At 61.1% G+C, this 13,222-nt stretch carries 12 protein-coding genes; 7 read left to right on the plus strand and 5 right to left on the minus strand.

Going from position 1 to position 13,222, the window contains the following annotated elements; translation table 11 throughout:
- Positions 1-276 precede the first annotated feature (276 nt).
- Together ACODTZ_RS00005 and ACODTZ_RS00010 are read left to right on the plus strand one after the other, a co-directional pair.
- Positions 277-1,542, plus strand: a complete 1,266-nt coding sequence (locus ACODTZ_RS00005) for a metallophosphoesterase family protein (protein ID WP_489022866.1) — start codon at positions 277-279, stop codon at positions 1,540-1,542.
- A complete protein-coding gene (locus ACODTZ_RS00010) occupies positions 1,542-5,015 on the plus strand; it encodes an AAA family ATPase (protein ID WP_489022868.1) in 3,474 nt (1,157 codons plus the stop codon). The genes ACODTZ_RS00005 and ACODTZ_RS00010 overlap by 1 nt, the downstream gene beginning before the upstream one ends.
- A 33-nt stretch (positions 5,016-5,048) precedes the next feature.
- Here the strand turns inward: ACODTZ_RS00010 and ACODTZ_RS00015 are convergent, their stop codons facing one another.
- From ACODTZ_RS00015 to ACODTZ_RS00035, 5 genes are read right to left on the minus strand one after another with little or no spacing between them, the layout of a single operon-like run.
- Positions 5,049-5,936 (minus strand): CsgG/HfaB family protein, encoded by an 888-nt coding sequence (locus tag ACODTZ_RS00015; RefSeq protein ID WP_489022870.1) that lies wholly within the window; start codon positions 5,934-5,936, stop codon positions 5,049-5,051.
- A gap of 31 nt (positions 5,937-5,967) precedes the next feature.
- Positions 5,968-6,393 (minus strand): curli production assembly/transport component CsgF, encoded by a 426-nt coding sequence (locus ACODTZ_RS00020; protein ID WP_112983053.1) that lies wholly within the window; start codon positions 6,391-6,393, stop codon positions 5,968-5,970.
- Positions 6,394-6,398: 5 nt separating this feature from the next.
- The gene (locus ACODTZ_RS00025) at positions 6,399-6,866 is read right to left on the minus strand and encodes a curlin subunit CsgB (protein WP_489022871.1); all 468 of its coding nucleotides are present in this window, start codon (positions 6,864-6,866) and stop codon (positions 6,399-6,401) included.
- Positions 6,856-7,185 carry a curli-like amyloid fiber formation chaperone CsgH gene (gene csgH, locus ACODTZ_RS00030; RefSeq protein WP_162724783.1) on the minus strand — a complete coding sequence of 110 codons (330 nt, stop codon included), beginning with the start codon at positions 7,183-7,185 and terminating at the stop codon, positions 6,856-6,858. Before csgH ends, ACODTZ_RS00025 begins: the two co-directional genes overlap by 11 nt.
- A gap of 53 nt (positions 7,186-7,238) precedes the next feature.
- Positions 7,239-8,303: a curlin gene (locus ACODTZ_RS00035; protein WP_156144732.1), complete on the minus strand. Its 1,065-nt coding sequence runs from the start codon at positions 8,301-8,303 to the stop codon at positions 7,239-7,241.
- A 571-nt stretch (positions 8,304-8,874) separates the two neighbouring features.
- Here ACODTZ_RS00035 and ACODTZ_RS00040 point away from each other — a divergent pair.
- From ACODTZ_RS00040 to ACODTZ_RS00060, 5 genes are all read left to right on the plus strand, one after another.
- Positions 8,875-9,165, plus strand: a complete 291-nt coding sequence (locus tag ACODTZ_RS00040) for a hypothetical protein (RefSeq protein ID WP_489022873.1) — start codon at positions 8,875-8,877, stop codon at positions 9,163-9,165.
- 182 nt (positions 9,166-9,347) lie between these two features.
- The gene (locus ACODTZ_RS00045) at positions 9,348-9,590 is read left to right on the plus strand and encodes a DUF2188 domain-containing protein (RefSeq protein ID WP_047505157.1); all 243 of its coding nucleotides are present in this window, start codon (positions 9,348-9,350) and stop codon (positions 9,588-9,590) included.
- Positions 9,591-9,637: 47 nt separating this feature from the next.
- Entirely contained in the window at positions 9,638-9,871 is a 234-nt protein-coding gene (locus tag ACODTZ_RS00050) for a BrnA antitoxin family protein (protein ID WP_489022875.1), read from the plus strand.
- 299 nt (positions 9,872-10,170) lie between these two features.
- Complete coding sequence (locus ACODTZ_RS00055) at positions 10,171-11,130, plus strand: bile acid:sodium symporter family protein (RefSeq protein WP_489022877.1); 960 nt, start codon at positions 10,171-10,173, stop codon at positions 11,128-11,130.
- Positions 11,131-11,404: 274 nt separating this feature from the next.
- Positions 11,405-13,213: an ABC transporter ATP-binding protein gene (locus tag ACODTZ_RS00060; protein WP_489024736.1), complete on the plus strand. Its 1,809-nt coding sequence runs from the start codon at positions 11,405-11,407 to the stop codon at positions 13,211-13,213.
- Positions 13,214-13,222: the final 9 nt, after the last annotated feature.

Raw genomic sequence — 13,222 nt, forward strand, 5'->3', positions numbered from 1 at the left:
CACCGTCGCCAGCAGCGCCGCCGCCCTCGTTCTGTGAAGCGGCTTATAAGGCCCCATACCCAAACAAGTCAACAAGCCTTTTTCAAAAAATCGCAGTTTCTGGCAACTAACTGAATTCGCAAGGGAATTTCCAGAAGGCTCGTTTGGGTGCTGGAAATCGCTCCGAAACCGCCGCGATCATGCCCTCTCCCGCCCTGCTTATCGACCAGACACCGGCCGGCGGTGGTATGAACAGGACCGATCTGCCATATAGTGACGCGCACCATTGAGGATCTGATGCCGTTTCGTTTCATACACACCGCCGACATTCACCTGGACTCTCCCCTGCGCTCGCTGGCGCTGCGCGATGAAGCGCTGGCCGAACTGATCGGCAACGCCACCCGCGCGGCCTTCGTGTCGATCATCGATCTCTGCCTGGAAGACCAGGTCGACGCATTGATCATTGCCGGCGATCTCTATGATGGCGATCAGACCTCGATGAAGACGGCGCGTTTTCTGGCCGCGCAGATGCAGCGACTGAATGCGGCTGACATCACCGTCTACAAGATACGCGGCAATCACGACGCGCTTTCCAAGATCACCCAGGAGCTGGTGCTGCCTGATAATGTCAAGGTGTTCGGCGGGCGCGCCGAAGCCGTCGAGCGCATCAAGGATGGTCTCGATATCGCGATCCACGGCTTAAGCTTCGCCAAGCCGCAAGCCCCGGAATCGCTGCTGCCGAAATTCAAGGCGCCGGTCGCGGGCGCGGTCAATATCGGTATCATGCATACAAGCCTCGCTGGTGCACAGGGGCACGATGTCTATGCGCCATGCAGTGTCTCTGAGCTGCATGCTTCCGGCTTCGACTATTGGGCTCTTGGACATATCCATCAGCGGACACACCATCAGGGTGCGCGCACGGTGATCATGCCCGGCATGCCGCAGGGCCGCGACATCAACGAGGCCGGGGCCAAGACCGTGTCGCTGGTGACGGTTGCGGATGACCGGACGATCGCCATCGAGGAACGGCTCACCAGCGTCGCTCAATTCGAGCGTGTGAGCGTCGATCTCACCGATATCTCGGAATGGCGCGAGGCGGCCGGCGCCATCGAACTGGCGCTGGCGCGGCAACGCGAGGCGACTGTCTCGCCTCACCTCGTTGCTCGCTTGCGGCTTACCGGACAGACGCCGCTCTCCTGGCGGCTGCATCGCGATATCGATCTGTTGCGCACTGAGGCCGAGGAACGCGGCGATCGTATAGGTCAGACCTGGATTGAGAAGCTGGAGCTTGGCGTGCACACGCCCGAAGAGGTCGGCAAGGCGACGGCCGATCCAGTCATCGAGCTTGGCCAGCTTATGCGCGACAGGGTCATGGCGAGCCCCGGCTTTCGCGACGAGATCGGCGAGATGGTCAAGGATCTGCTCGCCGATCTGCCGCCGGAAAGCCGTCGCTTTGCCGGCGACGACCCGGTGAGCTTCGAGCGCTTTATCGATGAGTTGATGCTTGACGGCGCCGACGACATTACCGCGCGGATGAAGACCTGGGATCACGGAGAGAACTGATGCGCCTTCGCCGTCTCGACCTGACCCGCTACGGGAAATTCACCGATCATTCGATCGACTTCGGTCAGCCCTCCGGGGGCGAGCCGGACCTGCACATTATATACGGCCTGAACGAGGCCGGAAAATCGACGACATTCGACGCCTTTCTCGATCTGCTTTTCGGGTTCGGGGCCACCAGCAAATACGACTTCATTCATCCCTATAATACCATGCAGATCGGCGCGCGGCTGGAGTTCGACGGCGGCGAGCATGAGCTCGTGCGGCTGAAGCGTCGGACCGGCAGTCTCGTCGACAGCAGCGGTCAGCCGGTCAACGAGGGTATGCTATCGGCGGCACTCGGCGGGATCGGGCGCGATGCCTACAGGACGATGTTCTCGCTCGACGACCACTCCTTGAAGGAGGGCGGTCAGGCGATCATCCAGAGCAAGGGCGAGCTGGGCGAATTGCTGTTTTCGGCAAGCTCCGGCCTGGCTGGCCTCAACAGATCACTCGTCATGGCGGCGGACGATGCGGCGGCCATCCATCGCAAGCGTTCATCGAGCACCAAACTCGCCGAGCTGAAGCGAGTGTTGGAGACGCTGAAGAACGAGCGCAACGCCATCGACACGTTCGCGGCCGCCTATTCGGTGCTTGCGGCGACATTGTCGCAGGCCAGCGCATCCTATGATGCCGCAGGCGCCGAGTTGGCCGCGGCCAAGCTTCGGCACACGGAGCTTACACGCATTCTCGCGACACTGCCGCTGACCTCCGAACTCGATCGCCTGGCGGCGGAATTCGCAGGTCTTGGCGAACTGCCGCGCCCGCCGGCGGATTGGTTCGCGCTGCTGCCGCAGCTTTCGCGCGACGAGACACGACTGCAGGCGCTTACGGAGACGGCGGAACGCTCCATTCGACAGCTGTTGGGTGAGATCGATGGCATGATCGTGGATGAAGAGGCGCTATCGATCGCCGCGATTATGGAGACGCTTGAGATCGGGCGAGCACGCTACCGGGCGGCCGCGGATGATCTGCCGAAACGCAAAATTGCCCTGGCCGAGCAGGAAGGCATCCTGTCGCGGTTGCTCTTCGATCTCGATCAGGCGGGACATGAAAATCCCGAGAAACTGCTGCTACCGGCTCCATCCGTCGGCGCCATCCGCGACTTGATGGAGAAGCGCTCGGGGATCGACGCCGAAATCGCCTCCGCGGAGCGCGAGCTCAAGCGCGCGAAGGATACCCTCAACCGCTTGAAGGAGGACGCGGCTGAGTTTGGTGATGGAACCGAGATGGCCCCAGACACGCAATCGCGCATCGAGAGCGCGCTGGCAAGGTTGACGGATACCGACCTGCTCTCTCGTCTTGCAATCGAGGAGCGGTCTTATCGTCAGCTGCAACGCAATTTCGATGAACGGACAGCACTGCTAGCGCCCTGGTCGGGTGATATCCATGATCTGAAGGACATGAAGGCGGCGGAAGCCCGGCAGCTGGATATGTGGCGATCGCAGGCGACGTCTATCGACAAGCGCGTGAACGAGCATCGCGGCAAGCTTCGCGACCTCATGAGCGAGCGGGCCGCGAGTTCGGCGCGGATATCTGCGTTTGCGAGCGAGGGTACGGTCGACGACAGCGCGGCGCAGGCCCTGCGTGGCGCGCGCGACGCGGCTTGGCAGAACCATCTCGCCACGCTAGACAGCGCCACCGCTTCGATATTCGAGCAGGCGATGCGGCAAGACGATGCCGCGACAGACAATCGGCTGGCGCGTGCCAAGGATCTCGCCGAGCTCCGGCAGCTGACGCTTGCAGCCGCCGCCAGCGCGGCCGCCATCGACCGGCAACAGGAGCTGCTTGCGGAAGCACTGGCGGAACACGATGGATTGGCGGACAAGATCCGCGCTTATTTGCCTGACGCTGTCGAGGCCGGACCGGATGCGTTGGAGCGGCTCTTGGCGCTTGAGAACTGGACCGGTAGGCGGAGTGCTGCGCTTTCGGCCCGGGACGATCTGAAGAAGGGCGAGTATGAGCTGGAGGCGCTCCGCTCCGAGCTTGGGCGACACCGCGCGGAGCTTGAGGCAGCCTTGACCGAGACCGGCGCGAGGTTTGATGCCGACGTGCCGATCGCAGAGCTGACGCGGGCGGCGGCAAGACTGCTCGCCGACAGCAGGAGCCAGGAAGAAGCGCGCGCCAACCATAAGAAGGCGGTGAGCGGCCTGACGCGCGATATTGCGGAGCGGGAACGCGACCATCAGCAGGCGGTCCTGGCCTCGGATGCATGGCGCGATGCCTGGGCGGAGGCGCTGTCAGGCACATGGTTTGCCGACAAGCCCACATCCGTCGCCGCCGTCGGCGCCATTTTATCCACCCTTTCAAGCCTTCCCGGTGTCTTGAAGGAGCGTCAGGATCTGGCGCAGCGGGTTTCGGCAATGGAAAATGACCAGAAGCAATTTCGGGTCGAACTGGCCAACATGCTGGGCCGGTTGGAATCCGATATATCGTCGGGCGATGTGCTCGCCGCCTCCAATGCGCTTGTCGAGCGCTACAACAGCGCCTTGCGCGATCAGCAGCATCGCGCGGACAGACAGGTGACGCTCGATAAGCTGCAGGCCGATCGACAGGCGCTCGACGCGGAGCTTGCTGTCCACAATGCCCGCAAAGCGGAATTGACCGGCTATTTCGGCGCCGACACGCTGGCGGCCGTGGGGACCTACCTCGAAGCGGCCAAGGAGCGGGACCGGATCGAGAAGCGCATGGCGGAGCTTCGCGAACAGATTGCCCAGGGGTTGCGCGCGAAAACATACGAGGACGCGGCACGGCTATCATCCGAGATAGACGCCGCCGAAGTGGAGCATAGCGCGCTGAGCCTTGCTGCCCGGATCGACGATCTGACGGAGCGCGCGCGGGTGCTCTATGCCGACATGACCCGCGCCAAGGACAAGCTCGATGCCGTTGGCGGCGACGACGCGGTTGCCCGTATCGAAGCGAAGCGGCGGACTATTTTGCTTGAGATCGAGGCGCTCGCCATTCGCTACCTGACACTGCGAACCGGCACACTGGCCGCCGAACAGGCGCTGCATCTCTACCGCGACAAGCATCGCAGCTCGATGATGAACCGCGCTTCGCAGGCGTTTCAGACGATCACCGGCGGCAATTATTCGGGCCTCGCCACGCAGCCGGACAAGGAAAAGGAGATCCTGATCGGCGTATCGCGCGATGGCGGATCGAAACTCGCAGATTCCATGTCGACCGGAACGCAATTTCAGCTCTATCTGGCACTCAGGCTAGCTGGTTATGAGGAGTTCGCCGCCGTTCGACCGGCTGTGCCCTTCGTTGCCGACGACATCATGGAGAGCTTCGACAATCCGCGCTCCGAAGAGGTGTTCCGCCTGCTCGGCGAGATGGCGAAGGTGGGCCAGGTCATCTATCTCACGCACCATCTGCATCTGTGCGAGATCGCCAAATCCGTCGTTCCCCAGGTGAAGATCCATCAGCTTGGATAGGCGTTTGAACAAACGGCCGCAGCGAGATCGAGGTCAGAATGTCTTGACGGCCTCCGCGTTTTCGATCGCCGCGACGTCGCCCGGCCGATCGCGCTTGACGTACTCGTTGACCAGCGGTGTGGCGACGGCCGGATTGCTGAAGCTCCATATTCCAGAGCGCACGCCTTCCATGACCGTCGCGTAGACCGCGAGGTCGATCGCCTGCCGCACGGCGAGCTGTGTCGGCTCGTTGCGGGTGTAGCCAGCCTCGATCTGCAGCAGCTTGTCCGTCGAGACGAACTTGTAGACATTGGCGTTCACGCCGGCGGAATAGACAGTCTTCGTCGTCGTGACGCTCAACAGCACCTCGCCCGTCTGCACCGACACGATGCGGACGCCGACTGTGACCACGTCTCGACGATATTGAGCATCGGCGCCGATGCCGAGGAAATTCGCCCCGACGCCGCCGGTGATGGTGTTGGCGTCATAAGTCAGGATGCCGCCTTGAACGATGAGCCCGGCGAAGCGGATGGGCGGCAATGTCTTCATCGCGTCCATCGAATATTCCTGCCGTGTCGCGCGGATCAGCTGACGCTCCTGCAGAAGATCGTTCAAGCCCGTGCGCTCGACCACGGTAAACCAGTTGCCACCACCCGCGCGCTTCAGTGCGTCGATAATGAGGCCCGAGCCACCCTGGGTCACGGCCCGCGAGAACACCGCGACATTATCGTTCGGCTCGTTCTTGCCGGTGAGATCGGGGAACTGGTAGACGGCGATATCAACCTTCTTGGCCGGCGGCGGAAGGTTTTCGAGGTTGGTGCGCGTCGGCGACGGCGGTGTTACGACCGGAGGCTCCTGAAGCGGTTCCTTGGTGGCCGTTGTCTCCACGCAGCCCGTAAGCAGCAAGGCACTGAGGATAGTGAGAACTCGAACCATTTTCATACGCGGTACTTCCACGAGACGTTGATACGCATTACGGGGTCGCAGGCACGGTTACGTTGGTGATCGTCGAGCCGTCATTGATGCTGATCTGAATTTCGCCGCCGACCCTCACGAACGAGATCGTCGTTCCCGCCAGCGTGTAGCTGCCGCTCGTCTGCGCATTTGCGCCGAACAGGGATTCGGTGATCTGGTTGGCCAGCGAGGCATAGAGCTGGCTGGTCAGCTGGTTGGCGAACATCTGCCCGGGGGTCAGCGCCGACGGGCCTGAGAATGCGGACTTGCCACTGTCCTTGTGCTGGTTCTGCGCATCGGCCTGCGACATCATCCAGTTCCCGTTCAGCGGGCTGCCGCCGAACGCCGGATTGACAGGCGTATAGACCAGACTGCCTGCCTGCGCCGCGCAGGCCGAGAGCAGAACCGCCAGGCCACTCACTACACTTCTCAGACGCTCTGCCATCGCCCTCACCTCTGACTGAATTGTTGGACCGTGATGGTCTGCCCGCTGACCGTCGAGGACAGGCCGTAGCTCAAGCCATTGCCCATCTGCGTCTGCAGGACCGTGTTGTTGCTTCCGGTCAGCGCAACGCTGGCGCTGTTATTGTTGCCGACCTGCAGGCTCTCGACCGCGTTTGCGTTACCAGTCACCGAATAGGAGACCCAGTTGCCGTCGCCGATCTGCGTCTCGGAAATCCGGTTCGCAGCGCCGTTTTGCGTGATCGACGCGGTGTTGTTCGATCCCGTCTGCTCGACCGACGCGAAATTGCCGCCGCCGCTTGGCGCGGCGGTGCTGGCAGGCTGGGGAGCGAGGAGATAGTTTCCAAGGTCGGTATAGGCCGATCCCGCATCCTGCGCGGAGGCAGTTGCCCCGGCCAGTGCGAATAGGAGCCCGGCTGTCGCCGATACGAATTGTAAGGCTGATCTATTTGCCATTGGAGACCTCGTCGAAAACGCATTCGAACTCGGCGCCCAGCGCGTCGCCGGTCAGCTGCACGCGAACGCGCGTGCCCCTGGCGTAATCGAGTTTCGATTCCCCGACGAAAACGGGATCGCTGGTCGGAATGCTGAACGAGCCGGATTGCGTGACATTGGAATTGCCGCTGCGGCCCTCCTTGAGAACCTCAAAGCGATACTTGCCGAAAGCCGGCACGGGACTGACGATCCGCCCCCTCAGGCGGATTGAGCTCTTCGAGCGCGTGGCGTCGACAGAGCACGAAATTGCTGGGGGAGACCCCATATCCATTCCACCCATTCCACCCCTCCCAGGAAGTGGGGCGGCTAGCCGCCCCACCGTATGCACTGCGGTTAGTTCTGGACGATGCTGAGGACGTTGCCGATGCCGTTCTGATTGTTGACCGAAACGTTGCCATCGTTGGTCTGAGTCAGCGCAAAGTTGTTTGCGTAGCCGTTTTGCCCATAGTTCGCGTAGTTGTTCGAACCGACCTGAGAAACGTTCGCAACATTGACGTATCCGGCGATGCCATTGATCTGCGAGCCGACGATCGTGTTGTTGTTGCCGTTCTGAGAAAGGGTCGCGGAGCTATAGTAACCTTGTGTGCTCTGAATGTTGTTGCCGTAGCCACTCTGAGCGCTAAACAGCGTCGAACCCACACCCGACTGCAACGACGTAAGCGTGTTGCCGCCGCCCGACTGCCATGCATTGGCATACAGCTGATCGCCACTCTGGGTGATGTTCATGTTGTTGCCGTCGCCGGTGCCTTGCATCGCGACCACCGCGTTGCCAACAGACGCGCTGGCCTGATTGACGGTGATTTGGCTGTTACTGCCACCGTAGATATCATGGCCCGTAGACTGGTCATGGGCCGCGGTACCCTGGCGAATGTAGGCGACGCCGCCGATGCCGGTCTGGGTGAGACGAGTCTGGTTACTGCCACCGCCCTGCAGGATGTCGAAACCGTTCCGCGTCCCGTCCTGTGATACGCTCACAAAGCTCGAGTTTGCCGAGCCATCCTGTTGAATGGAGTTGTAGGCCCCTCCATTGTTACCCAGGACATAACCGTAGCCATTCTGATAGCCGGTCTGCTGCAGTTCGATGTCGTTGCCGTTACCCGTCTGATTGATCAAGGCATTGTTCTGCGTTCCCCGCTGAAAGCCAGCGGAGTAGCGCGAGACCCAGTTGTTGCTGCCGGACTGGTTGATCGTCAACGCGTTGTAGCCGCTGCCGCCGTAGTTCTGCTGATAGAACGAATTGCCAGCCGAACCGACATGATTGTGATCGCCGCCCTGGATGATCTGGGCATACTGGCTGTTGTCGTATTGGTCGAGATAGACAGTATTGCTACCGGCGAAGGCAGACGATGCGCCGATAAGCGCAAACGCAGCCGTAGACAAAAGAAGATGAGTTCTCATTAAGTGTCCTCCAACTCTGAGAATTTTGTATGCCGTTTGCTTTCGGACCCGACGCAATACACTCGAAGATTACCGATTTCTTAATAAAGCACATAAAGATATTATTTATACAACTGTAAATCGATTCAAACGGGGTTCATCCAAAAGGCGTACATAATCCATCTCTAATAAACGAATATCCGCATTGAACATTTGTCGGGACTAGTGTTGTCTGACTGCAAAACACGAAAATGCATGGGAGGAATGATCGATGTTGGCGCGCAACGCTTTGGCGGCATGCGTGATTTTGACTGGTTTTCTTGCTGCGCCTGCGGTTGCGCAGCAGACAGGTTCGACTGCTCCCCCTATCAACACGCTATGCGACGCCGATTGCATCCGGTCCAATTCCGAAACGGCCGCGCAAATGTGCGCGCGGCCCATCGAGGCTCAGGCGCCTATAGATTTCGAATGGGTGAACCGTCCCTATGCCAGCTTCTTCCAGGAGGCAGACCCGCCCGATGGACAATCTTCGGTTGTCATTTACAGAGGGGATTCCATCCGCTTCGTGACCCCGAAGAAGGAGTGGCTCCGCATGACGTTCGAGTGCGCCTATGATGCGACCGCCAAGAAGCTGGTCGCCGTGCGCTTGAAGCCCGGCCGAATTGGCCAGCAGCCACCCATGATCGCTTCCGCGGCCCCGGCACCACCTTCACCGAAGGCCGAGCAGATGCAGCAGCCGAGCCATATCGACGGCGCGGCTCTGGGTGCCGCCATCCAGCGAGCCGTAAGGCGACCCAAGCCGGCGGCCAAGCCCTCGCGAACGATGAACATCGGCGAGCCGAGCGGCATAGAGGTCGAGCAGATGGCGATCACTCCGAACTGATTTCGCGCACATCAAAACCTGCCCGACGTGCAGGCGCATTGGCTCTATCAAGATTGAAAATCGGCGCTGCAATCATGCGCCTGACGGAGCCATAAGAACTCACGCCGCTTGACCTCCACCCAGTGCTTCCCAGGTATCCTTGAGCCCATCCGAATGGCATGGGCGCAGCAGGAGACAGCACGATGCAGATTACCTACCACGTCGGACAGCACGATGGTGGCTATGGATATCGCCTTGGCGATGTCTGGTCCGAAACATTTCCCACGCATGGCGCGGCACTTGCCGCGGCAAAGGCCGCCGCGAGCCGTCAGCATGTCGAAGGCCGTGACGCCGAAATCCAGTATCAGACCGCGGATGGTTCGTGGCATACAGAACATGCCAGCGGTGGTGATCGCCCCGATACCGAGGTGATTGACGATCGCTGAGCACTGGGCGACCTTTCGCCAGAACCTCACCGACACAGGAACATAAAATGGCCACGACACCCCGACGCCCCGTCAATGCAATGGACGCGGCGGAAGCCTTGTTCAAACCCGCCAAGAAGCAGCCGGCTGCTGCCGTCGAGCGGCCGGCGATCCCGAATGTGAAGGAAATGGTGTCGATCAAGATCGACAGCGACGTTCTGGCGTTTTTCCAGGAAGACGGTCCCGGCTGGCAGGAACGGATGAATGACTGCCTGCGCGCGGCGATGAAAGCTGGCCGCTGATCGCTGGACGAGCGCATCGCATCGCCGTGGTGCTAGCCGAGATGCTTGGCAGGGGGCCACGACGATGCGTGCTGCGTGGCAAACTCAGACTAGCGCCCGCCTTCAACGAGGGAAATGGGGCATGAATATGACGTGTACGTAAAAGGAAATATATCGGATCGAATATCTATTAATCGGGACATTTTCTTATCGAAACGCCCCGATCCGTAGCGATCGGAACCGAAAACAGCGGTAACGACCTTGACAGCAAAAGCCTTGCGCTCAAAAGCCGGGACATATGTTTGCTTAAGGTTATCGGCATGAAACTCCTCACGTCACTCTCCGCGTTTGTCGGCAAGACATTCGCCCTCTGGGTCATCCTGTTCGCCGTTCTCGGCTTCCTGCTGCCGGATGTGTTCAAGCACGTGACGCCCTATATCGTCACGCTGCTCGGCATCATCATGTTCGGCATGGGCCTGACGATCTCCGTCGATGACTTCCGCGAACTCAGCCGCCGCCCGGTCGAGGTCGCGATCGGCGTCGTCGCGCACTTCGTCATCATGCCGGCGCTCGCTCTGCTCTTGACCGTGCTCATCCCGATGCCGCCAGAAGTCGCCGCCGGCATCATTCTCGTCGGCTGCTGCCCCGGGGGCACGTCGAGCAACGTGATGACCTATCTCGCCAAGGGCGACGTGGCGCTGAGCGTCGCCTGCACCAGCGTTACCACGCTGGCCGCGCCGATCGTCACGCCGTTCCTCGTCTGGATGTTCGCGAGCCAGTATCTGCCCGTAAACGCCATGGCGATGTTCATGAGCATTCTGCAGGTCATCATCCTGCCGCTGGCGCTGGGCTTCCTGGCACAGAAGGTGTTGCCGCGCCTGGTCGAAAAGACGGTCCCGGCGCTACCGCTCGTGAGCGTCGTCGGCATCGTGCTGATCGTCGCGGCCGTTGTCGGCGCCAGCAAGGGCGCCATCGCACAGTCCGGCCTTTTGATCTTCGCCGTCGTCGTCCTGCACAATGGGCTCGGCTATCTGCTCGGCTTCTTCGCCGCCAAGGCGTTCGGCCTCAATCTCTACAAGCGCAAGGCGCTGGCCATCGAAGTCGGCATGCAGAACAGCGGCCTCGGCGCTGCTCTCGCCACCGCCTACTTCTCGCCGGTGGCGGCCGTGCCTAGCGCCATCTTCAGCGTCTGGCACAATATCTCCGGCGCGCTTCTGGCGAACTACTTCTCCAGCAGGACCGATGATGCCGCGGAAAACAAGGCGGTCGAGGCATCCTGATCTCTCGCCGAAAACACCATACAATCGATCGAATGGCCCGCCGAAAGCGGGCCATTTTCATTTTCGATCAGGTGCCCGGCGAGGCCTCACGATAAAATAACCAGTTGGTGAATTGTTTACTTGAACGGCCGGTTCGAATCGTCAAAGGTAAGCACGCTAACCAATCCTGTCATCGATTTGCCGTCCCTTGCGGACCCGCGCCGATACACCTCTATTTTGGAATGATACCGTGAGCAGCGATGCTTTGAACCGTGTAGCGAAGCCCTCGGCTTCGATGGCAAAGGCGACTGCGGCAGGATGGGGCAAGGGCCTCTCCACGTTGGTCCGCATCACCGTCATGGCCTTGCGCCACCCATGGCAATCCGGCCTTGCGATAGGCGCCACCCTGATTGCCTCTTCGTTTCAGTTGATGATCCCGCGCCTGCTCGGGCACGCGGTGGATCACACCCAGGCTGTCGTCGAAGGCGGTGCCGCGGGGCTGGTCGCCCAGGATGCGCTGTTGACGACCGCCTTGCTGCTGCTCGGTGCCAGCGTGATGCGCGGCGTCTTCACCATGGTGCAGAACTACTACAGCGAAAGCGTTGGCCACCACATGGGCTACGAGCTTCGCATCGCCTGCTACGAAAAGATCCAGCGGCTTTCCTTCAGCTTCCACGACAGCGTGCACTCGGGCGACCTGATCACGATCGGTTTGCTCGACCTGGAAGGCGTGCGCATGTACTTCTCGACGGCGCTGGTACGCATGGTGCTGCTGACCATGCTGATCGGCATCGGCGCCTACATGCTTCTGTCGACCGACGTGGTGCTTGGCCTGCTGGCGCTGAGCTTCGTTCCCTTCGTCGGCTGGCGTTCATCAGTGACGCAACTGCGGTTGCGCGCAACATGGCTGGTGCTGCAGGAGCGGCTTTCGGTCCTGACCCGCATCATGGAAGAAAACCTCGGCGGTATTCGTGTGGTGCGCGCCTTCGCGTCCCACGCCTACGAGATATCGAAGTTCGACGCGGCGTCGAAGAGCGCGCTGGAGCTCGCGCATCAACGCGTCGGGATCCGCGTCATCAACACCAGCGCGATGACCTTCTCCTTCTTCGCCGCCATGGGCCTCGTGCTCTGGGTCGGCGGCGGCAAGGTGATATCGGGCGAGATCACCGTCGGCACGCTCGCATCCTTCCTCACCTTCATGACCATCCTGCAGATGCCGGTGCGCCAGCTTGGCTTGATGGTCAACGCCTTCGCCCGCGCCTCGACCTGCGGCACACGATTGTTCGAGCTGCTCGATCTCGAGATCGCCGTTCGCGATGCGCCCGATGCGAAGGAACTGAAGATCACCGACGGAACGCTCCGGTTCGAAAATGTAAGCTTCGGCTATCCAAGCACACCGACGCAACTGGCGCTGCGGGGCATCTCCTTCGAGGCAAAGCGCGGCGAGACGATCGGCATCGTCGGCCCGCCCGGCAGCGGCAAGTCGACGCTGGCGCATCTCATCCCCCGTTTCTACGATGTCACCGGCGGCCGCGTCACGATCGATGGCCAGGATGTCCGCAAGGCGACACTTCAATCGCTGCGCCGCTCTGTCTCCATCGTGCAGCAGGACTCCTTCCTCTTCACGACATCGATCGAGAATAACATCGCCTATGGCGACCCATGGGCGAAGGAAAGCCGCATTGCCGGCGCCAGCGAAAGCGCGCAGCTGCACAACTACGTGCTCGGCCTGCCGACGGGCTACGATACGGTCGTCGGCGAGCGCGGCGTGTCGCTCTCTGGCGGCCAGCGCCAGCGTCTGTCGATCGCCCGAGCCCTGATGCTGAAGCCCGCGGTGATGGTCTTTGACGATTCCACGGCCGCGATCGATGCCGCGACCGAGCAGCGCATCCGCTCCGCCATGCGCAAATACGCCGCCGACCGGGTGACGATCATCGTCGCCCACCGGCTGAGCTCGCTGATGCATGCGGACCAGATATTGTTCATCGAGGAAGGCGAGATCGTCGAGCGCGGCACACATGAAGAGCTGCTGGCCGCGAACGGGCGCTACAAGGCGCTTTACGATCTGCAGGTGCGTCCCGGCGACGAAGCCGTGAGCGCCTAGGGAGGAAGA

Source organism: Rhizobium sp. FG113 (genome assembly GCF_057809895.1).